The 23,975-nt window shown below is 70.0% G+C and carries 20 protein-coding genes; 8 read left to right on the top strand and 12 right to left on the bottom strand.

Features of this window, described 5'->3' with window-relative positions; all coding sequences use genetic code 11:
- The first annotated feature begins 87 nt into the window (after nt 1-87).
- Complete coding sequence (locus OG595_RS10880; RefSeq protein WP_329270505.1) at nt 88-1,455, top strand: hypothetical protein; 1,368 nt, start codon at nt 88-90, stop codon at nt 1,453-1,455.
- Nucleotides 1,456-1,647: 192 nt separating this feature from the next.
- Here OG595_RS10880 and OG595_RS10875 read toward each other — a convergent pair whose 3' ends face one another.
- The 3 genes from OG595_RS10875 to OG595_RS10865 all read right to left on the bottom strand — a co-directional run bounded on the left by OG595_RS10875 (nt 1,648) and on the right by OG595_RS10865 (nt 3,487).
- The gene (locus tag OG595_RS10875; RefSeq protein WP_329270504.1) at nt 1,648-2,433 is read right to left on the bottom strand and encodes a S1 family peptidase; all 786 of its coding nucleotides are present in this window, start codon (nt 2,431-2,433) and stop codon (nt 1,648-1,650) included.
- A gap of 286 nt (nt 2,434-2,719) precedes the next feature.
- Nucleotides 2,720-3,217: a GNAT family N-acetyltransferase gene (locus tag OG595_RS10870; RefSeq protein ID WP_329270502.1), complete on the bottom strand. Its 498-nt coding sequence runs from the start codon at nt 3,215-3,217 to the stop codon at nt 2,720-2,722.
- A gap of 39 nt (nt 3,218-3,256) precedes the next feature.
- Nucleotides 3,257-3,487 carry a hypothetical protein gene (locus OG595_RS10865; protein ID WP_329270500.1) on the bottom strand — a complete coding sequence of 77 codons (231 nt, stop codon included), beginning with the start codon at nt 3,485-3,487 and terminating at the stop codon, nt 3,257-3,259.
- A 212-nt stretch (nt 3,488-3,699) separates the two neighbouring features.
- On the opposite strand from OG595_RS10865, the gene OG595_RS10860 reads away from it, so the two are divergent.
- Nucleotides 3,700-4,323 (top strand): YdeI/OmpD-associated family protein, encoded by a 624-nt coding sequence (locus tag OG595_RS10860; protein ID WP_443073006.1) that lies wholly within the window; start codon nt 3,700-3,702, stop codon nt 4,321-4,323.
- A gap of 129 nt (nt 4,324-4,452) precedes the next feature.
- On the opposite strand, the gene OG595_RS10855 is transcribed toward OG595_RS10860, so the two are convergent.
- Entirely contained in the window at nt 4,453-5,070 is a 618-nt protein-coding gene (locus tag OG595_RS10855) for a YceI family protein (protein ID WP_329270497.1), read from the bottom strand.
- A 363-nt stretch (nt 5,071-5,433) separates the two neighbouring features.
- Between OG595_RS10855 and OG595_RS10850 the strand changes: the two genes are divergently transcribed.
- A complete protein-coding gene (locus OG595_RS10850; RefSeq protein ID WP_329270495.1) occupies nt 5,434-7,041 on the top strand; it encodes an acyl-CoA carboxylase subunit beta in 1,608 nt (535 codons plus the stop codon).
- A gap of 70 nt (nt 7,042-7,111) precedes the next feature.
- The gene (locus OG595_RS10845; RefSeq protein ID WP_329270493.1) at nt 7,112-7,303 is read left to right on the top strand and encodes an acyl-CoA carboxylase subunit epsilon; all 192 of its coding nucleotides are present in this window, start codon (nt 7,112-7,114) and stop codon (nt 7,301-7,303) included.
- A gap of 191 nt (nt 7,304-7,494) precedes the next feature.
- Here the strand turns inward: OG595_RS10845 and OG595_RS10840 are convergent, their stop codons facing one another.
- The 8 genes from OG595_RS10840 to OG595_RS10805 form a co-directional block, all read right to left on the bottom strand.
- Nucleotides 7,495-8,076 carry a GTP-binding protein gene (locus OG595_RS10840; RefSeq protein ID WP_006375305.1) on the bottom strand — a complete coding sequence of 194 codons (582 nt, stop codon included), beginning with the start codon at nt 8,074-8,076 and terminating at the stop codon, nt 7,495-7,497.
- Nucleotides 8,057-8,644, bottom strand: a complete 588-nt coding sequence (locus OG595_RS10835) for a DUF742 domain-containing protein (RefSeq protein ID WP_329270491.1) — start codon at nt 8,642-8,644, stop codon at nt 8,057-8,059. Before OG595_RS10835 ends, OG595_RS10840 begins: the two co-directional genes overlap by 20 nt.
- Nucleotides 8,645-8,740: 96 nt before the next feature.
- Nucleotides 8,741-9,154, bottom strand: a complete 414-nt coding sequence (locus OG595_RS10830; protein WP_164323062.1) for a roadblock/LC7 domain-containing protein — start codon at nt 9,152-9,154, stop codon at nt 8,741-8,743.
- A 10-nt stretch (nt 9,155-9,164) separates the two neighbouring features.
- Nucleotides 9,165-12,497 (bottom strand): sensor histidine kinase, encoded by a 3,333-nt coding sequence (locus tag OG595_RS10825; RefSeq protein ID WP_329270489.1) that lies wholly within the window; start codon nt 12,495-12,497, stop codon nt 9,165-9,167.
- A gap of 379 nt (nt 12,498-12,876) precedes the next feature.
- Complete coding sequence (locus OG595_RS10820; protein WP_006375318.1) at nt 12,877-13,452, bottom strand: GTP-binding protein; 576 nt, start codon at nt 13,450-13,452, stop codon at nt 12,877-12,879.
- Complete coding sequence (locus OG595_RS10815; RefSeq protein ID WP_006375303.1) at nt 13,433-13,831, bottom strand: DUF742 domain-containing protein; 399 nt, start codon at nt 13,829-13,831, stop codon at nt 13,433-13,435. Before OG595_RS10815 ends, OG595_RS10820 begins: the two co-directional genes overlap by 20 nt.
- 108 nt (nt 13,832-13,939) lie before the next feature.
- Nucleotides 13,940-14,353 (bottom strand): roadblock/LC7 domain-containing protein, encoded by a 414-nt coding sequence (locus tag OG595_RS10810; protein WP_010984127.1) that lies wholly within the window; start codon nt 14,351-14,353, stop codon nt 13,940-13,942.
- Between the two features lie 9 nt (nt 14,354-14,362).
- Complete coding sequence (locus OG595_RS10805) at nt 14,363-18,229, bottom strand: sensor histidine kinase (protein WP_329270482.1); 3,867 nt, start codon at nt 18,227-18,229, stop codon at nt 14,363-14,365.
- A 610-nt stretch (nt 18,230-18,839) separates the two neighbouring features.
- On the opposite strand from OG595_RS10805, the gene OG595_RS10800 reads away from it, so the two are divergent.
- The 4 genes from OG595_RS10800 (at nt 18,840) to OG595_RS10785 (ending at nt 23,956) form a co-directional block, all read left to right on the top strand.
- Nucleotides 18,840-19,028: a hypothetical protein gene (locus OG595_RS10800; RefSeq protein ID WP_329270479.1), complete on the top strand. Its 189-nt coding sequence runs from the start codon at nt 18,840-18,842 to the stop codon at nt 19,026-19,028.
- Between the two features lie 211 nt (nt 19,029-19,239).
- The gene (locus OG595_RS10795; protein ID WP_329270476.1) at nt 19,240-20,016 is read left to right on the top strand and encodes a fumarylacetoacetate hydrolase family protein; all 777 of its coding nucleotides are present in this window, start codon (nt 19,240-19,242) and stop codon (nt 20,014-20,016) included.
- Nucleotides 20,009-21,493 (top strand): glutamate--tRNA ligase, encoded by a 1,485-nt coding sequence (gene gltX, locus OG595_RS10790; RefSeq protein ID WP_329270474.1) that lies wholly within the window; start codon nt 20,009-20,011, stop codon nt 21,491-21,493. The genes OG595_RS10795 and gltX overlap by 8 nt, the downstream gene beginning before the upstream one ends.
- 222 nt (nt 21,494-21,715) lie before the next feature.
- Nucleotides 21,716-23,956 (top strand): hypothetical protein, encoded by a 2,241-nt coding sequence (locus tag OG595_RS10785; protein WP_329270471.1) that lies wholly within the window; start codon nt 21,716-21,718, stop codon nt 23,954-23,956.
- Nucleotides 23,957-23,975: the final 19 nt, after the last annotated feature.

Below are 23,975 nucleotides of genomic sequence, written 5' to 3'. Positions count from 1 at the left end.
GGGAGCGGTCCTGGTGAGGTCGGGGGGAGCGGGAGCCCCACCAGGACCGATGTCCGTTTCTCCCCCGAGTCGGGTAGCTTCGAAGACATGAAGGCCGTACTGGTCCGTCCTCTCGTACGCCTGCTGCTGGTGCCCTTCGTCGCGACACTCGCGGTACTCGCGCTGCTGACGGCCGCCGCGCCCGGCGCGCACGCGGCCACCGACCTCTCGAAGATCGCCGAGGCGCTGCGCGCGGGCCCGGTGTACGTGGACCCGGCCGCCTCCGGCCTGTTGTCCTCGTCCGACGCCGACGCGCTCGCCGCCAGGATCAAGGACGCGGACAAGCCCGTGTTCGTGGCCGTACTCCCGGCCGGCTACCCGACCGAGAACCTCTTCACGAACCTCCGCACGGAGACGGGCATCACGGGTCTGTACGCCGTCCGCCTCGGTGGCAGATTCGACGCGCGGGCCGACAGCACGGTGCTGAACGAGTCGGCGGTCGGCAACCTAGTGACGGCGGTCCGGACCGCGGGCGACACGAAGGCACAGCTCAACGACTTCGTCGACGCGGCGCTGCGCGGCACCGTCGGCGGTTCGGCGCCCGCCACCTGGAGCGGCTCGGGTGCTGGCGACGAGGGCGGGGTGAACACGGGGGCGCTGATCGCCTTCGGCACGGTGCTGGCGGCCGGTGGCGTGGGCGCGTACGCGCTGGTCCGGCGCAACCGCGCACGGCACGAGGAGGAGCGGCGGGCCGCGCTCGCCAAGCTCACGGTCGTCGTCGACGAGGACATCACCGCGTTCGGCGAGGAACTCGACCGGCTCGACTTCCACCCCGCCGAGGCGGGCGCCGACGACGCGATGCGCGCCGACTACGAGCGGGCGCTGGACGCGTACGACAAGGCGAAGTCGCTGATGGCGGCCACCCGGCGGCCGGAGGAGGTGCGCGCGGTGACCCAGGCCCTGGAGGACGGCCGGTTCTCGCTCGCGCAGCTGGCGGCGCGCCGCGAGGGCCGCCCGCTGCCCGAACGCCGGGGCCCCTGCTTCTTCGACCCGCGCCACGGCCCCTCGGTCGCCGACGCGACGTGGACCCCCGCGGGCGGTGAACCCCGCGAGGTCCCGGTCTGCGCCGCCGACCGCGCCCGCCTGGCCGACGGCCACGACCCGGCGGTCCGCGAGGTGGAGACCCCCTCGGGGCCTCGCCCCTACTGGGACGCCGGTCCGGCGTACGGCCCCTGGGCGGGCGGCTACTTCGGCGGCGGCGTCCTCCCCGGTCTCCTCGTCGGCACGATGCTCGGCAGCATGATGGCCACCCCGTCCTACGCGGCCGACTACGGCGGCGGATACGGCGACTTCGGCAACTCCGGTGGCTTCGAGGGCGGTGACATGTCCGGCGCGGACTTCGACCCCGGGGACTTCGGGGGAGGGTTCGGCGGAGGGGACTTCGGGGGCGGCGGGGACTTCGGCGGGGGCTTCTGAGCAGATGCCGGAAATCCAGCCTCTTGGGGTCCCCTCTGGGGGAGTTCGAGGAGCGGGGGGTTCGAGGGCGGTGCCCCCGAGGACGGGACGGGTGCGGGCGGCGCTGCGACTCACCTGCCGGCACGGGCACGGGCCCGGCGCGGAACGGCGCCGGGCCCGTGGACGTCGTACGGGATGCGATGAGGACGAGGGTCAGAGAGTCGACGCCGCCGAGGCGATGGCCGAGGCGAAGGTCGAGACCTCGCTGTAGACGCCGGGGGCATTGGCCCGGGCGCAGCCGTCGCCCCAGCTGACGATGCCGACCTGGATGAAGGCACCGGCGTTGTCCTTGCGGAACATCGGGCCGCCGGAGTCGCCCTGGCAGGTGTCGACGCCGCCCGAGGCGAAGCCGGCGCAGATCTCTTCGCTCGCGACGAGCCCGCTGTAGCTGCCGCCGTACGCCTTACAGGTGGCGTCGCTGATGAACGGCACCGTGGCCTTGAGCATGTAGCGCTGCTGAGCGCCGCCCTCGCGGGCCGCACCCCAGCCGGCGACGGTGAAGTCACCGGTGTTGTACTGCGTGGTGGTGGCGATCTTCAGTGTCGGCAGGTTGATCGGAGTGGCGAGCTTGATCAGCGCCCAGTCCTTGCCGGTGCCGTTGTAGCCGGGGGCCTGGAGGACCCGGGTGGACCTGACCTGGACACGGCCCGAGGTGGACTGGAGGTCCACGACACCGGCGGTGGCCGTGATGCTCGTGTTGGCTCCCGAGCCGCTCACACAGTGCGCGGCGGTGAGCACGATCTGCTGCGTGTACAGCGCGCCGCCGCAGCCCATGGAGAGCCGGACCATGAAGGGGAACTCGCCCTGCGCGGCACGGGTTCCGCCGACGACGGGCGCCGGAGCGGCCTGCGCGGAGGTGAGGGGCTGCAGGCTGATGATCGCGAGCGCGGCGGCGCCGGCGGCAGCGGCTCTCTTGAACGCGGTGATGAGCTTCTTCAACGTGATGCCTTCCGTGGGGGGTTGGACATACGCAGAAATGTCAGGCCCATGCCAAATGAACAGAAAGAACTCGTGCTTTTGCTGGCATGAGCTGGTCAAATTCTGTTGAAGGATTATGGGAACGCTGTGAGTGCGCCCACAAGGGGCGAATTCAGGCCGCGCCTATCGGGCCACAGGGCCGGGGGGCCGGATCGGGGCCGGCCACCCGTGTCCGGTGTCCGGCGTCCCGTGTCCCATGTCCGGTTTCCCGTGCCTCGCGCCTCGTTCCCCGTGCCCCTGTGCGGGGTCATTCGGCGGCGTCGGGAAGCCGCAGCCACTCCGCCCAGGAGAGGTCCCGCCCGATGAACCGAGGCTTCACGAAGGGCCAGCCGTCGGCGATCCACTGCGGTACGAGAGCGTCGAGGGCCTGCTCCACCGCACCTCCCACGGCGCTGTCCACCACCCACCAGGAGATCTCGGCGTCGGCACCGGCCTTCTCGGGCGGATCGATGTACACGCACCCGAGTTCGACGGTCTCGTCCTCGTTGAGCAGCACGTAGTTGAAGGACTCGTGAGCGTCCGCCTCGGCGGCGTGCCGCTCCAGATCGGCGAGATTCGCCTCGTACGTGATGGTGGCGGCCGGCCACCCCCAGGCCTCCCCGAAGATGCCCCACAGCCGCTCGCGCGAGCCCATGACGGTCGGATAGTCGATGGCGGCGTCGGCCCCGCGAATCGGCCGCAGGTGATACCCACCGGGTACGTCGACGCGCAGCGGATGGACGAAGTCAGGGGGGAGCCAGGTCATGGTCGGAGGCTAACTCGCGGGCGGGGGCCCCGCACCGGGTTATTCGGGCGGCGGCGGAGCCGACCACCGACGGCCGTACCGCTCCCCGGCGGCGTGCCACCAGGCGGGCGGCGAGAAGCCGCCACCGCGCGCGGTCGGCTGCCCGGGATGAAGCCCGAGCCCGCGCAGTGCGTCCGCCCTCACGTACACGGTGAACCATCCGCGCGGGCGCCCGTCGGCATCCGGGCCGCACGTGAGGTCGTACCGGACCTCGTCCACCGCGAACGGCATCCAGTCGATGCCGTGTTCGCGCAGTCAACCGCGCAGGGCGGCAAGCGGCCCGGGCCGCCGGGGAAGGTTTTCGCACGAGGTGACGACGACCCACTCGGTGTTGTCCATGCTCACGTCCACGTCGAGAGGTGTACAGCACAGGGGGCGGCCGGTGCAGCCGATCGCCCGTTCATAGGACAGTAACTGTCCTATATCCCTCCTACTGTGCCCTCATGACCACCCCACCCGACAGTGCCCCCGGCCGGCCCACCGACGCCCTCGGCGGTGTGCCGGTCATGTCCTTCGCCGACGCGCCCGCCCTCGACGCCTGGCTGACCGCCCACCGGGCCCCCGGCGCCGTCGGCCTCTGGGTGAAGGTCGCGAAAAAGGGCTCGGAGCCGGCCTCCGTCACCGCCGGAGAGGTCAACGACATGGCCCTCTGCCATGGGTGGATCACCGGGCAGCGCAAGGGCCTCGACGCCTCGCACTTCCTGCAGAAGATCACCCCGCGTCGGCGGGGCAGCGTGTGGTCGATGGTCAACGTGCGGCGGGTGCCGGAGCTGGCGGCGGCCGGGCTGATGCGGCCCGGGGGCTTCGCGGAGGTCGACGCCGCGAAGGCGGACGGGCGTTGGGAGGCGGCGTACGAGTCCCAGCGCAACGCCTCCGTCCCGGACGACCTCGTCGCCGCGCTGGAGCGCGACCCGCGAGCCGGGGCGGCCTTCGGGGCGCTCGGCAGGACGGACCGGTACCGGGTCGTACTGCCGCTGCTCAAGGCCCGTACGCCGGACGTCCGGGCCGCGCGCCTCGCGGCAGCCGTGGCCGCACTGGCGGGAGGGTCCCCAAGTCCGGCGTCCTGAGGGGGAGTCGGGAAAGGCGTCGGGGCCTCGACACACGTCCGCCCGCCCGGTCGTGGAGCGACCGGGCGGGCGGTTCGTCTCCGCTCCGCGGCTGCCGGCGTCGCGGCATCCGGAGCGGTGGGCGTCGTGTCACGCGTTCCTGATGGCCGAGATGTCGAAGTTCAGCTTGATCTTGTCGGACACCAGCACGCCACCCGTCTCCAGCGCCGCGTTCCAGGTCAGGCCCCACGCCGAGCGCAGGATCTCCGCCTTGCCCTCGAAGCCCACGCGCTCGTTGCCGAACGGGTCCTTCGCCGCGCCGTTGAACTCCAGGTCGATGGAGATCGGCTTGGTGGTGCCCAGGATCTCCAGGTCGCCGGTGATGCGGTAGTCGGAGCCGCCCAGGGACTCCGCCTTGGTGGAGCGGAACGTCATCGTCGGGAACTCGTCGGTGCGGAAGAAGTCCGCGCTCTTCAGGTGGCCGTCACGGTCGGCGGAGCCCGTCTCGATGCTGTTCATCGTGATGTCGAGGGACGCTGTCGAGTTGGCGGGGTCGGTGCCGTCGAGGTGCAGGGTGCCCTCGAACTCCTGGAAGCTGCCCTTGACGTTCGTCACCATGGCGTGGCGGGCGACGAAACCGATGGTCGTGTGGGACGGGTCGATCGTGTAGTCGCCGGTCAGCGCGGCGAGCTCGGGGGCCACCGCGGTCGCCACGGACGAGGTGGCGGCGTCGCTGTCGGCGGTGGTCTTGCGGCCGAAGATGCTCATGACGTGACTCCTTGGGGACGGGTTGTTGAATCTTTAATCAGTCCAACGGGATGAACCATAGCTCTATTCCGTTCAATGTTCAACCTTATCCGGAGAGTGTTCGTGATGTTACTTCAAGTGGCGTAGTCCCGTCCGGCGGGCTTCGGTGTGGCGTCACACGGCTCGCGTCCCCCTTGTGGCCGACGCGGGCCTCGCTCGCCGTTCATGTGACGGCTTTGTGGGAACCCCACAAGCCGCACGGCCCCTGAACAGTCGGGTCGCGTGCATGCCGGTGTTCTTCTGTTCAGGGGTACCAGGAAAACGCGCCGGAGACTGTACGGAGTCGACGGACCGGTTTTTCGCTCCGCTTCGTAAGGTCGCTACATGACCGTTTTGGATGAGGCGCAGGGTGAGTCCACGGGCGAGCCGACGGGGGAGCCGACGGACGCACGCGGGCGCGTGGCCGAGCTGCACCAGATCCGTGCGCAGGCTCTGGCCGGCCCCAGTGAGAAGGCGACCGAGGCGCAGCATGCCAAGGGCAAGCTGACCGCCCGGGAGCGCATCGAGCTGCTCCTCGACCCGGACTCCTTCAACGAGGTCGAGCAGCTGCGCCGGCACCGCGCGACCGGTTTCGGCCTGGAGGCCAAGAAGCCGTTCACCGACGGTGTCATCACCGGCTGGGGCACGGTGGAGGGCCGTACGGTCTTCGTCTACGCCCATGACTTCCGCATCTTCGGCGGCGCGCTGGGCGAGGCCCACGCCACGAAGATCCACAAGATCATGGACATGGCCATCGCGGCCGGGGCCCCGCTGGTGTCGCTCAACGACGGCGCCGGCGCCCGTATCCAGGAGGGCGTCTCGGCCCTGGCCGGGTACGGCGGCATCTTCCAGCGCAACACCAAGGCCTCCGGCGTCATCCCGCAGATCAGCGTGATGCTCGGCCCGTGCGCCGGCGGCGCGGCCTACTCGCCCGCCCTCACCGACTTCGTCTTCATGGTCCGCGAGACCTCACAGATGTTCATCACCGGCCCGGACGTCGTCAAGGCGGTCACCGGTGAGGAGATCACCCAGAACGGCCTCGGCGGCGCCGACGTGCACGCCGAGACCAGCGGCGTCGCGCACTTCGCGTACGACGACGAGGAGACCTGCATCGCCGAGGTCCGCTACCTCCTCGCGATGCTGCCGCAGAACAACCGGGAGAACCCGCCGCGGGTCGATTCCGAGGACCCCGCCGACCGGCGCGGTGACGTCCTGCTGGACCTCGTCCCGGCCGACGGCAACCGGCCGTACGACATGACCAAGGTCATCGAGGAGCTCGTCGACGACGGCGACTACCTGGAGATCCACGAGCGCTGGGCCCGCAACATCATCTGCGCGCTCGGCCGGCTCGGCGGCCAGGTCGTCGGCATCGTCGCCAACCAGCCGCAGAGCCTCGCCGGGGTCCTGGACATCGAGGCATCGGAAAAAGCTGCGCGCTTTGTCCAGATGTGTGACGCTTTCAACATCCCGATCGTCACGCTGCTGGATGTCCCCGGCTTCCTGCCGGGCGTCGACCAGGAGCACGGCGGGATCATCCGGCACGGCGCGAAGCTGCTCTACGCCTACTGCAACGCGACCGTTCCGAGGATCTCGCTGATCCTGCGCAAGGCGTACGGAGGCGCGTACATCGTCATGGACAGCCAGTCCATCGGCGCCGACCTCACCTACGCCTGGCCGACGAACGAGATCGCCGTGATGGGCGCGGAAGGTGCCGCCAACGTCATCTTCCGCCGTCAGATCGCGGACGCCGAGGACTCCGAGGCGATGAGGGCTCGGATGGTCAAGGAGTACAAGTCCGAGCTGATGCACCCCTACTACGCCGCCGAGCGCGGTCTGGTCGACGACGTCATCGACCCGGCCGAGACGCGTTCGGTGCTCATCAGGTCGCTCGCGATGCTGCAGACCAAGCACGCCGACCTGCCTTCGCGAAAGCACGGCAACCCCCCTCAGTGATTCCGCTCGGTAACCCAGCGGATCCTTCGCGGTCCATCCGCGGAAACCTCTCTCACGGAGACTGTGACCTATGAACACTTCTGACATTCGCGTCGAGAAGGGCCACGCCGGGCCCGAGGAAGTCGCCGCCATCACGGCCATCCTGCTGGCCCGTGCGGCGGCGGCACCGGCGGCGGCCCCGGCCCACCGCGGACGCCCGAAGGCCGGCTGGCGCCGCCTGGAGCGCGAGGGCGGCTTCCGCGCCCCGCACAGCTGGCACTGACTCACTGACTCTGCCGTACGACAAGAAGGGCCCCTCTCGTCGAGAGGGGCCCTTCTCGCGCCTTCAGGGGCGCGGTGAACCGCGAGAACAGCTGCCGACCGCCTGGAGAACCGGGAACGGCCACTGGCTGCCCGCGGACGGCCCGTGACCGTCAGAGAGGCAGCCAGTGGCCGCACAACAGCTGCTGCCTACTACCGCAGGCGAGCCATCAGCGCGTGCTCCACAAGGGTGATGAGCGCGCTCTTGGCGTCCGCACGATGACGGGCGTCCGTCGTGATGATCGGAGTGTCCGGCCCGATCTGGAGCGCCTCGCGCACCTCGTCGGGGTTGTACGGCTGACTTCCGTCGAAGCCGTTGAGGGCGATGACGAAGGGCAGGCCGCTGTTCTCGAAGTAGTCGACCGCCGGGAAGCAGTCCGCCAGCCGACGGGTGTCGACCAGGACGATCGCGCCGATCGCACCGCGCACCAGGTCGTCCCACATGAACCAGAAGCGGTCCTGGCCGGGCGTACCGAAGAGGTACAGGATCAGGTCCTGGTCCAGGGTGATACGGCCGAAGTCCATGGCCACCGTGGTGGTGGTCTTGTCCCCGGTGTGCGTCAGGTCGTCGATGCCCGCGGACGCGGACGTCATGACGGCCTCGGTACGCAGCGGATTGATCTCCGAGACGGCCCCGACGAACGTGGTCTTGCCCACGCCGAAGCCGCCCGCCACCACGATTTTCGCGGACGTGGTGGAGCGGGAAGGCCCTCCGCTAGAGCTTGCGAAGTCCACTGAGCACCCTTTCGAGCAAAGTCACGTCTGGCTGCCCGCCGGCGCTTTCGTCGCCGCCGGGCTGATGGATGGCGACCAGGCCTGCCTCCGCCAAGTCGGCGACGAGGATCCTGGCCACGCCGAGGGGGATGGTCAGCAACGCCGAGATTTCGGCCACCGACTTGATCTCTCGGCAGAGGTTGCAGATGCGCTGATGCTCGGGCAACTGGCCCTGCATCTGGTGCGGCTGCGCAGTGGTGTGCACCAGCGCCTCGATGGCGAGCTGGTAACGGGGGCGGGTCCGGCCGCCGGTCATGGCGTACGGACGCACCAGGGGATTGCTTGCGCCCCCGGCGGGCGACGGCTCCGAGGAGCGGCGCTGCGGCTGCACGGGCTGGATGCGCGGCGCCGCCGGCTGGTCGTACGGCGAGGGCCCGGGACCCTGCGGGTTCTGGGGCGCGTACGGCTGCTGCCGGCGGTGACTCGGTGCGGAGGGGAAGTTGTACCGGTTCTGGTCACCCTGGCCCTGACCCTGGCCAGGGCCGTACGACCAATTGCCCGAGGGCGAACCGCCTGGGGGTGTTGCCACTTTCTTCTCCTCCTCCGACTGTGCCGGGCACCGCATCACTGTGGAGCCGCGTCCGAAACCTACCGCCCCGGGACGCCAAAACGCACCGTCTGACTGTTAGTTGAGAATGCTCCCTTGGAGCTCCGCACGCAGATCGGGTGTCAGGACCGTACCGGCACGGTCGACCAGAAGCGCCATCTCGTACCCAATGAGACCGATATCGGCCTCCGGATGTGCAAGCACCGCGAGGGAGGAACCGTCGGAAACGGACATGAGGAAGAGGAATCCCCGCTCCATCTCCACCACTGTCTGGTTCACGCTCCCGCCCTCGAAGATGCGCGAGGCACCCGCGGTGAGGGAGGTCAGACCGGAGGCGACAGCGGCGAGCTGGTCCGCACGGTCTCGCGGAAAGCCTTCGGACATCGCCAGAAGGAGTCCGTCGGCGGAGACCACCACCGTGTGCGACACCCCAGGGGTGTTGTCCACGAAGTTGGTGATCAACCAGTTCAGGTTCTGCGCCGCCTGGCTCATCGGACTCACACTAACGCTCCTGGTTGTAGGTGCTGTCAGGCCCACCGTGGTGATTCCTGGTGGCCTGGCCGTTCGTCTCACTACCTGCGGTGCGTCCCCGCTGGACGCCCCGGCGCAGGTTGCTCAACCTGCCCCGGATGTCCTCGGGGGCGCGGGAGACCGACGGACCGCCCTGGAGAGTCGCTTCCGCGGCACCCTCGATCAGGTTGGCCTTCGGTACCCGGCGCGGCAGGCCGGAGGAGGTCACCCCGCCCGCCTTGGGCTTGCGGAGCTGTGCGGCCTGCTGCCAGCGCTCGTCGTTGGCCGAGCGCCAGTCGTCGGGACCGGTTCCGTTCCCGTTCGCGTTGCCGTTCTGCTCCGCGGGGACGGGGACGGGGACCGGTGTCTCCTGGCCCACGTGCTGCCGGGAGGTGCCGTTGCTGGTGCCGTTGCCGCTCGTGGTGGATCCACGGCGGGGGAGCCCGGCATCGGTCAGCGCGTGGGCGGCGGAGGGCGCCGGTCCCGGACGCTCGAAGCCTACGTGATTCCGCTCACTCACGTCAGCGGCCTGCACGGATTCCGCTTCGGGAGCGTACTCGGAGCTGTGCCCGTTCTGGTAACCGTCCGGCTGCGGCCAGTCATCCTGGAACCGCCGCTCCTCGAAGGCCGAGAAGTTCTCCGGGGCGGAGGCGTGGGCCGGGGCGGCCTCCTCCTGGACGGGTTCCGTGTACGCGGGCTCCGGGTAGCCGCCGTTCGTCGCCGGGTACTCGCTGCCGGCCGACGTGAAGTCGTCCGTCTGCTGGAAGCCGTTGCTCCCGTTGCCGTTCCCGTTGAAGTACGGCTCCTCGTACGACGGCTGCTGCCGCTCCTCGTACGCCGTCTGCTGGTCGTAGCCCGCGAAGGGCTCCTCCAGGGCCGGCGGCCGGCCGTTCGGCGCGCTGAAGTCGTCGCCGTACGCGGGAGCCTCGTTGGCCTCCTGCTGGCCGGACTCGGGGTGCGCCTGGGCCTCCAGCTGCGCCCGGCGCTCCTCACGCATCAGGGAGCGGCCCACCGGGTCCAGCTCGCGGATGTCGTCCGGGACCTCGGTGTAGCGGCTGTCGTCGAAGCCGAGCTCGGCCGCCGTACGCATCGGCTGCATCTGGGATGCCTGGAAGTTCTCGCCGATGTACTGCTGTTGCTGCTGCTCGGGAATGATCTGCGAGACGGTGAACTCGTCGCGCTGCATCTGCTGTTCGCCACCGCCACCGTGGGTGATGGCGTCCGGGAGCATGACCAGCGAGGTCGTACCGGCCTGCTCGCCCGAGGGGCGGAGCTGGACGCGGATGCCGTGCCGGTCGGACAGCCGGCCGACCACGAACAGGCCCATGCGCTGGGAGATCGCGGCGTCCACGGTCGGCGGGTTGGCCAGCTTGTGGTTGATGTCCGCGAAGTCCTCGGCGGTGAGGCCGATGCCCTTGTCGTGGATCTCGACCATGATGCGGCCGTCGGGGAGACGGGTCGCGGTGACGCGGACCTTGGTCTGCGGGGACGAGAACGTGGTGGCGTTCTCCAGGAGCTCGGCGAGCAGGTGCACGAGGTCGGTGACCGCGCGGCCGTGGATCTCGGCCTCCGGAACGCCCGACAGCTCGACACGCTCGTACTGCTCCACCTCGGAGGAGGCGGCGCGCAGGACGTCGACCAGCGGGACCGGCTGGTCCCAGCGGCGGCCCGGCTCCTCGCCGGCGAGAACGAGGAGGTTCTCGCCGTTGCGGCGCATACGGGTCGCGAGGTGGTCCAGACGGAAGAGGTTCTCCAGCTGGTCCGGGTCGGCCTCGTTGTTCTCCAGGTCGGTGATCAGGGTCAGCTGGCCCTCGATCAGGGACTGGTTGCGGCGCGACAGGTTGGTGAAGATCGCGTTGATGTTGCCCCGCAGCAGGGCCTGCTCGGCGGCCAGTCGGACCGCCTCGCGGTGGACCTGGTCGAAGGCGCGGGCGACCTCGCCGATCTCGTCCGTGGTGTTGATGGGGATGGCGGCGACACGGGTGTCGACGCGTCCGGGGTCGGTGCGCGAGAGCTGGTCGACCAGCATCGGCAGCCGCTGCTCGGCGATACCGAAGGCGGCGTTGCGCAGCTGGCGCATCGCGCGGCTCATCTGGCGGGCCACCATGCCGGCCAGGATGAACGCGGCGAGCAGGGCGACCACGACGGCCGCACCCACGATGAACGCGTCACGCTTGGCGTCGTCGGAGATGGTCGCTGCCTCGTCCACCGCGTTCTGCGAGAGGTCCGACTCCAGCTTCAGATACATGTTGTATTTGAGCGTGTTGACCGCCCACCAGTTCTGCGGCGTGATGCCGCTCGCTGCGAGGTTGGCGCGGTCACTGGCGTCGGTGGTGGGGAGCGCGGCGAGGGCCCCGATCATCTTGCTGGGGTCGGACGGCGGGGCGACATACGTCTCGCCCTTGGCCGCGGCGGCCTGTGCGGCCTGCTCGGCCATCTCCTTGCCCTGGGCCGTGACCTGGGCGCTCGCGTCCTGCAGCTTCTTGGCGTCCGCAGAGGTACCGCCGCCGATGTACTCGGCGATGGCGATCCGCTCCAGGTACGCGTACGAGGAGAGCGCGATGCGCTGGCTCTGGAAGCTCTCCGGGGTGGGGCCGGGCTTGATCAGCAGGTGCATGCCGATGGCACGCTCCAGCGACAGCGCGGCCTTGGTCAGCGAGAGGGCGTAGACGACACGTCCGTAGGAGGTCGAGTACGTCTTGTTGCCCGTGCCCAGGCCCAGCTCGTTGGAGAACTCCATCAGGGTGTGCGTGATGGCGGTGTAGCTCTCCTCGGACTGCACACCGGTGAGCTTGGAGGTGTAGGCCGCCGCACGGACGGTCTGCAGCTGGGGCTCGACCTCGCGGAACAGCTCCAGACGGCGCTCCAGGCTCGCCCGCTCCGGAATGTTCTGGGCGGCGGCGTCGAAGGCGTCAGCGGCCTTGTCGGTGACCGCGCGGGCCTTGACGACCGTCTCGTCGTCCTCGCCCTTGCCCTGGAGCAGGGGTGCCGCGGTGATGTCGCGCTCCTGGAAGAGGGCGTCGCCGTAGACCAGGGCGGCCTGCACCAGGCGCGCGGTCTTCTCGGCGTCCTCGGCCTGCTGCCAGGTGTCGATCGAGCTCTTCACCTGGAAGCCGCCCATTATCAGGCCGACCACCACCGGTATGAGCAGGATCGCGTTCAGCCTGGTCGGCACGCGCCAGTTGCGCGGGGAGAACCGGCTGCCGCTCGGAGCGGGTGGCGCCATCGGCTCCGAGCCGGGCACAGGGGCGGGCGCCGCTCCGCGCGGCGGCGGGGTGAAGTTGCCCCGTGCCGACGGCTCGGGACCGTTCTTGCTTCGCCTCACTCGACCAACAACCTCTCGGCGGAAGGCACCAACGTTGTGCCGCAGTCTCTCAGAGCCGGTAAGTCAAAGACCCTCTACACGGGTACGTCTTTGACTATTAGGCAGTTCAGGCATTCCAGCACGTAGGCCTTCGCTCTTCCAAACGTCGGAATGTGAAGATCCATAGCGATGTAAGCCCCAGATAAAACGGTCATAAAGAACGAGCCCCGCCAAAAGGCGGGGCCGATGTGAGCACAGCGAGACCGGGCGACCGCGACGCGTGGCCATACCACCAGATATCTCTGTCGAAACGTTATGAACACCGGGGCCGACCGTGTCAAAGGCCACAGCCGGCTCCGGTGTATCTACGACAACTGCCGTAGGGCAGAGTCGAATTGCGCTACCGCAGGCGCGCCATGAGCGCATGCTCGACCAGGGTGATCAGCGCACTCTTCGCGTCCGAGCGGTGCCGGGCGTCCGTCGTGATGATCGGGGCGTCCGGGCCGATCTGGAGCGCCTCGCGCACCTCTTCGGGGTTGTACGGCTGGTGCCCGTCGAAGCCGTTGAGGGCGATGACGAAGGGCAGGCCGCTGTTCTCGAAGTAGTCGACCGCGGGAAAACAGTCCGCGAGCCGGCGGGTGTCGACCAGGACCACGGCGCCGATCGCGCCGCGCACCAGGTCGTCCCACATGAACCAGAAACGGTCCTGACCCGGCGTACCGAAGAGGTACAGGATCAGGTCCTGGTCCAGGGTGATACGGCCGAAGTCCATGGCCACCGTGGTGGTGGTCTTGTCCCCGGTGTGGGTGAGGTCGTCGATACCCGCGGAGGCCGACGTCATGACGGCCTCGGTACGCAGCGGGTTGATCTCCGAGACGGCGCCCACGAACGTGGTCTTGCCCACGCCGAACCCGCCCGCGACCACGATCTTCGCGGAGGTGGTGGCCCGGCCCCCGTCAGAGCTTGCGAAGTCCACTGAGCACCCTTTCGAGCAGTGTCACCGCTGGTGCACCGCCGTTGTTCTCGTCGCCGCCCGGCTGGTGGATGGCGACCAGTCCGGCCTCGGCGAGGTCCGCGACGAGGATGCGGGCCACACCGAGGGGCATGGCGAGGAGCGCCGACACCTCGGCCACCGACTTGACCTCACGGCAGAGGTGGCAGATGCGCTGGTGTTCGGGCAGCAGACCCATCAGCTGGGCCGGGTCGGCCGTCGTGCTGATCAACGCCTCGATGGCGAGCTGGTAGCGCGGCCGGGTCCGGCCGCCGGTCATGGCGTACGGCCTTACCAGCGGCTGGTCGCCCTCATCCTCGTACGTATGAGCGTACGGATCATGAGAGGCGGTGGGCGGGGTCATGAATCCTCCGGGCGGGACAGCGTCGGTCAGTCGTGCCGTCTGACAGGGCCGGTGGGGGAGATGTGGCGGCCGGACGGTGTTTTGGTGAGGCGGGTGGATCCGGAGCGGTCAGTGGAGCAGACTGCCCTGTAGTTCGGCACGCAGGTCGGGGGTGAGCACTGCGCCCGCCCGGTCGACCAGAAGCGCCATCTCGTAGCCGACAAGGCCGATGTCGCACTCGGGGTGGGAGAGAACCGCCAACGACGACCCGTCCGAGACGGACATGAGGAAGAGGAATCCCCGCTCCATCTCGACGACCGTCTGGGCCACCGTGCCGCCCTCGAAGATGCGCGAGGCACCCGCGGTGAGCGAGGTGAGCCCGGAGGCGACCGCTGCCAGCTGGTCGGCGCGGTCCCGGGGGAAGCCCTCCGACATCGCCAGAAGGAGTCCGTCGGCCGACACGACGACGGTGTGGGACACACCGGGGGTGTTGTCCACGAAGTTGGTTATCAACCAGTTGAGGTTCTGCGCCGCCTGGCTCATCTGGCTCAACTATCGCTCCTGCTGGTGAGTGGGGCTGGGGAAGCTGCCCGTCTGGTCGGAGCCGGAACCGGCCTGGCGACCCTGGGCGATGCCCCTACGGAGATTGGTCAGTCGGCCGCGCACGTCATCGGGCGCGCGCGAGACCGCCGGACCGCCTTGGTGCTGTTGCTGCTGAGCCGTACCCGGTACGAGGTTCGCACGCGGGACCCGGCGCGGAAGGCCGGAAGTAGTGACGCCACCGGCGGCCGGCTGGCGGACCCGCTCGGCCTGCCGGACCAGCTCGTCGTTGGGAGAGGTGCGCCAGGAGCCGGTCGTGGCCGGCGCGCTCGCCGGACGCGGGGGAGCCGGCACGGAGGACGGCTGCGACGACGCCGAACCAATTCCGTTGCTCCCGTTGCTGCTGCCGTTGGACGGCGGCTGCCCCTGCTGGCCCTGACCCTGCCCGTGGAACCAGTTGGTCTCCAGGGTGTCGTACAGCGGCGTCCGCCCGTCACCGGGGCCGCTCGCCGGCGGCAGTGCCTCCGGCTGCGGCGGGCGCGGCGGCACCGGCGGACGGGAGCCGCCGAAGTCGGCGGGGCCACGGCCCGCGCCCGGCTGCGGGCGCTCGAACTGGCCGGTGGACGACGGATCCTGCGGACGCCGGGGCACCGGGCCCCGACTGTCGAAACCTGAGGGCGCGGGGAACTGGCCGGTCGAGCCGGAGTCGTACCCGGTCGGCGCGGGGAACTGGCCCGTCGAACCGCTGTCGTACGACGACGGCGTGAACTGCCCGTTGTTCTGCGGGTTCTGCGGTGCGCCGGGCGGGGCGCCGAAGACGTCCGAGCGGACGTACGACCCGTTGTTCTGCTGGCCGTTGGTGTCGCCGGAGCCGTTGTAGCCGGGCAGCGGGAACTGGCCGGTGTCCGAAGGGCCGCCCGGACGCGGGGCGTTGAAGTCGGGGCGCGCGAACTCGGAGGTGACACCCGGGTTCTGGCGATCGTCGAGACGGGGAATCGCCGGCATCTCCGACGTCGAGGCCGGGCCGTGCCGGTCGTCGACGCGGGGCATCCGCGAGGTGGAGTCCGGCTCCTCGTGACCGCGCGGGGTGTCCAGCGAGGCGCGCGGCACCGGAGGCTGCGCGTTCTCGTCGCTCCAGCTCGGACGCGACGGCGCGTTGCCACCGGGCAGCTCCGGACGCGTCGCACCGCCACGCGGCGGGAGCTGCGGACGGCGCCCGCCGCCCTGTCCCTCCCCGCGCTGCGGGGTCGCGGGGCCGCGCGAGCCGCCGAAGGCGTCCTGGCGTCCGCCGTTGTTGCCGAAGGCGTCCTGTCCCTGACGCGGACCGGCGCTGTCGCCGAAGCCGCCGGCGGCCTGGAGGCCCTGCGGAGCACCCGGCGCCTGACCGCCGAAGCCGCCCGCGCCCGCACCTGCCGGAGCCGGCCTGCCACCCTGCTGAGGAGCACCGGGACCCTGCGGTCCACGCGGCGCTCCGCCCGGTCCACCCGGGCGACCGCCCGCGTCCCGGCCGGGCAGCGCGGCCCGTGCACCCTGGCCGGAGCCGACCTGGCTGCGCGGTGCGGCACCGGCGCCGAGGAGCCCGCCACCGGCGGGAGCGCCCTGGCCACCGCTCCGGCGAGCCGCGGCCACACCGGCGGCGGCCTGCGCCGCGGCGGGACCGCCCGCGGGGGCACCGCCCTGGCCGGCCTTGCCCGGAGCGGGCTTCTTGCCGCCCTGGGCGACATCGACGGGGAGCATGACCAGCGCGGTCGTACCACCGGAGTCGGAGGGACGCAGCTGGATCCGGATGCCGTGGCGCTGCGAGAGGCGGCCGACCACGAACAGACCCATGCGGCGGGAGACCGACACGTCCACGGTGGGCGGTGCGGCGAGCCGCTCGTTGATCGCCGCGAGGTCCTCGGGCGAGAGGCCGATGCCGGTGTCGTGGATCTCGATCAGGACGCGGCCGTCGGGCAGCGCGTGACCGGTGACCTTGACCTTGGTCTGCGGGGAGGAGAACGACGTGGCGTTCTCCAGCAGCTCGGCGAGCAGGTGGACGAGGTCGTTGACGACCCGGCCGGCCACTTCGGTGGTCGGCACGGACGACAGCTCGATGCGCTCGTACTGCTCCACCTCGGAGGCGGCGGCGCGGAGCACGTCGACCAGCGGGACCGGACGGGTCCAGCGGCGGCCGGGCTCCTCACCGGCGAGGACGAGGAGGTTCTCGCCGTTCCGGCGCATACGGGTCGCGAGGTGGTCGAGCTTGAAGAGGGAGGACAGCTGGTCCGGGTCGGCCTCGCGGGACTCCAGTTCGGAGATGAGCGACAGCTGACGCTGGATGAGGCCCTGGGAGCGGCGCGAGAGGTTGGTGAACATCGCGTTGACGTTGCCTCGCAGGAGGGCCTGCTCGGCGGCCAGCCGGACGGCCTCGCGGTGCACGTCGTCGAAGGCCGCGGCCACCTGGCCGATCTCGTCCCGGGAGTGCACACCGACCGACTCGACGGACGTGTCGACGTCCTGCGGGTCGGACTCGGACAGCTGCTTGACCAGCTCGGGCAGCCGGTCCTGGGCGACCTTGGTGGCCGTGTCCTGGAGCCGGCGCAGCGAGCGGATCATGGACCGGGCGACGACGAAGGCGCCGACCAGGGAGACACCGAGCACGAGCAGGATCAGCGCACCGGAGATGATCGCTTCCCGCTCGGCCTCGTTGCGCAACTCACGAGCCTTCTGCTCCATCTGGTTGAGCAGCGTGATCTCGATGGTCTTCATCTGCTGGATCTTCGCCGAGTCGTCGTCGATCCAGTCCTTGTACGAGCGCTTCTGCAGCCCCTGGATGCCGTCCCTGCTCTCCAGGATGCGCTTGGCGTAGAGGTCGGCCGCCGTGATCGTCGGGCTGCCGTCGTCGATCGACTTGAGGAGTTCCTCGGAGCCGTCGCCGTAGATGCTCTTGAAGCTGTCGAGTTCGGAGTCCTGGCTGTTCAGCGCCGACTCGGCGTAGAGCCGGTCGTTCTCCGACAGTTTGCCGAGCCTCTTGTTGTCCTCGGGCAGCGCCGCCGCGATGACCGCGCGCTGGATCGACGCGTACTCCTTGGCCGAGGAGAAGGCGGCCAGCGAGCGCGTACGCGTGATCATCTCGGGGTTGCTGGTCGCCTCGGCCATGTCCTGGGAGAGGTCGAGCAGCTGGGTGACGAGCCGGTGGTAGGACTCGACCGTCTGCGTCGAGTTGTTCGGGTCCTCGAAGGCGTTGCTGCGGACCTCGCTGAGATCGCCGAGCGCGGAGACGAGGCCCACCAGGCTGTCGCGGACACCCTGGAGGGTGCCGCTCTTGCTGGCGGCGTCGATCTCCTCGGAGCCGTCGATGAAGTTGGCGAGGGCCCGGTCGGTCTTGTCGCGTACGCCCTTGACGCCGAGGTCGCTTGCGGGCGCGCCGTGCGCGAGCGGGCCGGCCGACTGGTCGCGCTCCTCCTGGAGCGCGGCGGAGAGCTCGGTCGCCTGCTTGGTGATGTCCGTCAGCAGCCGCATGTTGTCGAGCTGCTGGATGTCGTCCATGTTGTCGCTGATGCGCAACGCGCCGAGCGAGGTCGCCGCGACCACGGGGAGTGCGAGCAGCGAGACCAGACGGGTCGAGATGCGCCAGTTGCGCAGGGCTATTCGCGCGCCCGGACCGGTCGGGCCCTTGGCGGGCTTCGCGGGCGGCACGGCGGGCGCGGGCCCACCGGTGGCCGTGCCCTTGCCGCCGGGCGCACCACTGCCGAGGCGCGTCGACCGCTCGCCGTTGTCGCCGGTCAGAGCTGCCTGGCCCGGGTTCTGGGCGTGCTGGGGGGAGGAACCGTTACCGGCTCCGTTGTGTGGCTCCGGCTCCGCCGAAGCGCTGCCATCCCTCTTGAAACGTCCCTGCACTAGCGTCGCAACCTCTGGACCAGGCGCCCTTCCGGGTGAACGGACGGACGGTGTCGGCGTATAGGGGGCGCCCTGAAATACGCCCCCCATGGTGGTCGTGAGTAACCCGGCGCGGTTCCCCCTAACGTGCCGCCGCTCGGCGCTGTCTTCGCGCCCCCTGTGCGCCGGCTCGTGAATCCCGCGGCGGTCCGTGGAATTCCAGCACAGTGCCGGATCTCCAACAAGGCCAATGGGTCACGGTGTGACGACGATGACACCTCGTGAGCAGCACGTCACGAGGTGTGGAATGCGATTCCCTACATACCGGACGAAATCCCACGTGTCGCATGGATAGTCACGGTGTCCAGGTCGCCATGATCAGGAGCGGAATGAGGGCTTCAGTGAAGCAATGTCCGTTTCGTGGAGGGAGGTCGGTTGTCCGAATTGGCCGTATTGTCCATGGATTCGTGAGCAAACTCACATGCTCTTCAGGGGGTCTCCGCGACTTCCCGAGGGAATCGCATGTTTAGCCTGACGCTTTACAGAGATGGCAAATCCGACAACCCGTGCGCGGACGGCGGCTTCACGCCTGTCCGGGCGCCCGGACATGACAGGGTCGAGGACTACAACAGTGAAGACGACGACGATGTTCCACAACATCGCAAACCCGCGGCGCACGACGCTGGCGCACCTGACGGACGCCGACGAGATGACACCCGTCGAGCAGCCGGAGCACTCCGTAGACCTCCCCACCCAGACCGCCAACCCCCGCCGCACCGTTCTCATGGACGCCCCGGTCGCGGCCTCCGTCGCGGACTAGTACGCGCGAGCGCCGCCCGTTGCTCAGGGCGGACACCGAGAATGTCCGCGTGTCAAGGGCGCCTCTGCCTCTCGGACCCGGTCTCCGCCGCGCGGAGGCCCGCGAAGGGCATGGGCGCCCTCGCCTTTATTGCGCGGGACGCCCGCCCACGGCGCGTTAGCCTGGACCCTCAGACTCCAGCCGGACCAGCAGCAGAGGGGCGCAGGAACCCGTGCGCATCGCCAGATTCTCCATCGACGGGAATGTCGCCTTCGGCGCGGTCGAGGGCGACAGGCCGGACGAACTAGTCCTGGACATCATCAAGGGCATCCCGTTCGCCGACTTCGAGCTCTCCGGCACGAAGGTCCCCCTCGACAAGGTCCGGCTGCTGCCGCCGGTACTCCCCAACAAGGTCGTCGCCTACGGCCGCAACTACGCGGAGCACGCGAGGGAACTGGGCAACGAGGTGCCCGACGTCCCGTTCGCCTTCTTCAAGCCGTCCACCTCGGTGATCGGCTCCGGCGACGACATCCAGTACCCCTCCTTCTCCGAGGAACTGCACCACGAGGCCGAACTCGCCGTGGTCATCGGCCGGATGTGCCGAGAGGTCCCGCGCGAGCGCGTCAAGGACGTCATCCTCGGCTACACCTGCGCCAACGACATCACCGCGCGGGACGTCCAGAAGCGTGAGAAGCAGTGGGCGCGGGCGAAGGGCTTCGACACCAGCTGCCCCCTCGGCCCCTGGATCGAGACGGACCTCGACCCGTCCGACCTCACGATCCAGCTCACGGTCAACGGCGAGCAGCGACAACTGGGCCGCACCAGCGAGATGATCCACTCCGTCGAGGACCTGATCGTCAACATCACCGAGGCCATGACGCTGCTTCCCGGCGACGTGATCCTCACGGGCACCCCGGCAGGCGTCGGACCGCTCACCGTCGGCGACGAGGTCGCCGTCACCATCGAAGGCATCGGCACTCTCACCAACAAGGTTGTCAAGCGTGGCTAGCGCACCCGCCCCCGCCGTCCGAGTACGGTTCTGCCCGTCGCCCACCGGTAACCCCCACGTGGGCCTGGTCCGTACGGCCCTGTTCAACTGGGCCTACGCCCGCCACACCGGCGGCACGTTCGTCTTCCGCATCGAGGACACCGACGCGGCCCGCGACTCCGAGGAGTCGTACGAGCAGTTGCTGTCCTCGCTGCGCTGGCTGGGCTTCGACTGGGACGAGGGCCCCGAGATCGGCGGCCCGCACGCCCCGTACCGCCAGTCGCAGCGCATGGACACCTACAAGGACGTGGCGGCCAGGCTCCTGGAAGCGGGCCGCGCGTACTACTGCTACTGCTCCACGGAGGAGCTGGACGCCCGCCGCGACGCCGCCCGCGCGGCCGGCAGGCCCTCCGGGTACGACGGCCACTGCCGCGCCCTCACCGACGAGCAGGTGTCCGCCTACACCGCCGAGGGCCGTACGCCGATCGTCCGCTTCCGGATGCCCGACGAGACGATCACCTTCACGGACCTGGTCCGCGGCGAACTGACCTTCACGCCCGAGAACGTCCCGGACTACGGGATCGTACGAGCCAACGGCGCGCCCCTGTACACGCTGGTCAACCCGGTCGACGACGCGCTGATGGAGATCACGCACGTCCTGCGCGGCGAGGACCTGCTGTCGTCGACGCCGAGGCAGATCGCCCTGTACAAGGCGCTGATCGAACTGGGCGTCGCGAAGTCCGTGCCCTCCTTCGGTCACCTGCCGTACGTGATGGGCGAGGGCAACAAGAAGCTCTCGAAGCGCGACCCGGAGTCGTCGCTGAACCTCTACCGGGAGCGCGGCTTCCTCCCCGAGGGACTGCTCAACTACCTCTCGCTGCTCGGCTGGTCGCTCTCGGCCGACCAGGACATCTTCACGATCGACGAGATGGTCGCCGCCTTCGACGTGTCGGACGTGAACCCCAACCCGGCCCGCTTCGACCTGAAGAAGTGCGAGGCGATCAACGCCGACCACATCCGGCTGCTGGACGTGAAGGACTTCACGGAGCGCTGCGCGCCCTGGCTCCGGGCCCCCTTCGCGCCTTGGGCGCCGGAGGACTTCGACGAGTCGAAGTGGCTGGCGATCGCCCCGCACGCCCAGACCCGTCTCAAGGTCCTCTCGGAGATCACGGACAACGTCGACTTCCTGTTCCTGCCCGAGCCGGCCTCCGACGAGGCGTCCTGGACGAAGGCGATGAAGGAGGGCAGCGACGCCCTGCTGATCACGGCGAGGGAGAAGCTGGAGGCCGCCGACTGGTCCTCCGCCGACTCCCTGAAGGAGGCCGTCCTGGCCGCCGGCGAGGCCCACGGCCTCAAGCTCGGCAAGGCCCAGGCCCCCGTCCGCGTCGCCGTCACCGGCCGCACGATCGGCCTGCCGCTCTTCGAGTCCCTGGAGATCCTGGGCAAGGCGAAGACGCTGGCGCGGATCGACGCGGCTCTGGCCCGACTGGCCGCGTAGTCACGGCACTTGGGAGGGCGGCGTCCGATCCGGGCGCCGCCCTCCAGCATGCCCGGCCCGGCCGTTCCCCCGGATTCCAGTGGGTCCCCGCGGCTATCCCGCAGCTCCCGCCCAAACGGAGCCCGTCCCTCCGTACAACTCTCCCTCCCCGGCCCGAGTCTGTGTGCGTGATGTGCCCCTCGTTGACAGGGGGGTTCCGGATTCGAGGGGGAGAAACGCGATATGACCCGTTCGCGGAGTCCTGTCAGGCTGGTCGCGTTCGCCGGAGCGGTGGCGCTGGCGTGCACCGTGCCGGCCATGCCCGCCCAGGCGGCGCCCACGGCCGACACACCGGTCGGCACCGTCACGCTCAAGTCGGCGAGAGAGGCCGATCCGACGTACAGGTGGGCGGGCGCGTCCGGATTCCAGTACACGGCGTGGGGCGCGGACCCGGTATGGGTGGACTACAAGGGCGTGGTCCCGCCCGCCCACGCGGGCCCCGACGACCTGCCCTCGGGCACGGACGTGGTCAGCACCGTGACCGGCTCCACCGTGACCCAGAAGCACCGCTCCACCGGTGTGACCGCCACCGTCACCCTTCCGGCCGGCCAGACCTACAAGGCCGCCTCGGGCTGGAGCGTGCTGACCGAGGACGCCGCCGGTACCCCGCACGTGCTGCGCGCGACGGCCGACGGCACCACGGACCTGACCGTCAAGGGCCTGCCCGCGGGCGCCCGGCCCGTGAAGTACGTCAACGGCGGCTCGGTCCGTCGCATCGGCCTCGTCTACCTGCTGGACGGCAAGCGGTCCGTGGGCCTCGTCGATCTCGCGGACGGTGCCTTCCGTACGTACGTCAGCGGCACCGACGAGTTCGCGGCGGTCACCTTCAACGACCGTTGGCTGGTGGCCGACTGGAAGTCGGTACGCGTGGACGCGCCGCCCGGCACCGAACCCACCGCGCTCCCCGTCACGGCCTTTCCCTGGGAGCACTTCGCGGTTGTCGGCGACCAGCTGCTCATCGGCTATCCGGTCAACTACGGTGTCACCGGCCCGGCGCTGACCGCCCGCTCACTCGTCACCGGCGCCACGTCGACCGTGCTCGCCCAGTCGTACATGTCGTTCGCACCGACCGCTGACGGCGGCGCGCTCGCCACGGCCGGACCCTCCGGCCTCGACTGGCACGTGTACCGCATCACGCCCACCGCGGCCGGTACCACCGCCGCCGAGGAGGTGACCCAGCTGCCCACGAACGTGTCGTACGTGCCCGCGCTGGCCCTCGCCGGCGGCGAGTTGTTCCTGTACGGCGACTCGCCGAACGCCAGCGTCTTCAGCAGCTTCGCCCTGGACGCCACAGGCCGGCCCGTGGGTCCGCAGACCCTCCGCAGCCCCGAAATCTACGCGTACGACTGCATCGCGGGCGACGTCACCTGTCCCCAGATCCAGGCACTCGGCGACGGCCGGACCACCACCAACTGGAGCGTCTGGCCCGACATGGACAACGCGGGGCCGCAGAACGTGCGGGTCACCGGGCTGGACACGAAGACCCAGGTCAACGCCGCCACGGGGAGCAGGCTCGGGCGTATCACGAGCGGCAGCGGCCGTTACGTCCTCTACAACGGCGGCACCACCAATGTGCAGAAGGTCATCGACTTCCCCAACGGCGCCACCGCCGGCACGGTCGTCCTCACCCGTACCCGCACGCCCGCGTCGGTCTGGGGCCAGGTCCTCTGGTCGACCGGCGGCACCAAGGGATCCGTCGTCGGACTCAACCTCAAGACCAAGAAGACCGTCGCCACCATCGCCACCGGCGCGCCCTGCAAGCCCACCGACGTCCAGGCCGTCAACACCTGGCTGTACTGGTCCTGCGGCGCGGCGGGACCGGCGGGCGTCTACGACCGCGCGGCCAGGCGCTCCATCCCGGTCCCGTCCGGAGCCGCCCCGGCCCGCCTCGCCGACGGCTACCTCGTCCGCGAGGACCGCGCCACCCACGAGCTGCGGCTCACCGACTTCCACACAGGTCGGGCGACGACCCGTACGGTGGCCGTCCTGCCCGAGCAGGACGTGACGCGCGGCGGCAGCAACGGGCGCTGGGCCGTGGACCGGTTCGGCGGGCACATCGCCTATCAGAAGGAGTCGCGCGGCGAGGTGGCGATCGTCAGGAGCGGGGTTCCGGCCTCGTCGCTCGCTCAGACGGAGGCCCAGACGGCACCTCGGGCGGGCGGGCCGACCGCCGCGAAACCGTGGGTGCCCGTCTGGCAGCTCAACAAGCCCGCCGCCTGGACCCTGACGCTCACCGACGCCGCCGGAACCAGGGTCCGCGCCCTCACCGGCGACACCTTGGGAGCCGCGGTACGTGCCTCCTGGGACGGTCTGCGGTCCGACGGACAGCGGATCAAGGGCACGTACACCTGGAGGCTCAGCGCCACCCCGCGCGACCACCAGGGCCCCACCCTGACCCTCACGGGCACGACCGTCGTCAACTGAGTCACCGGGGGCGCCCGTT

Source organism: Streptomyces sp. NBC_01451 (assembly GCF_036227485.1).
Classification (GTDB): domain Bacteria; phylum Actinomycetota; class Actinomycetes; order Streptomycetales; family Streptomycetaceae; genus Streptomyces.
This window is presented reverse-complemented; position numbering and strand designations above follow the sequence as displayed.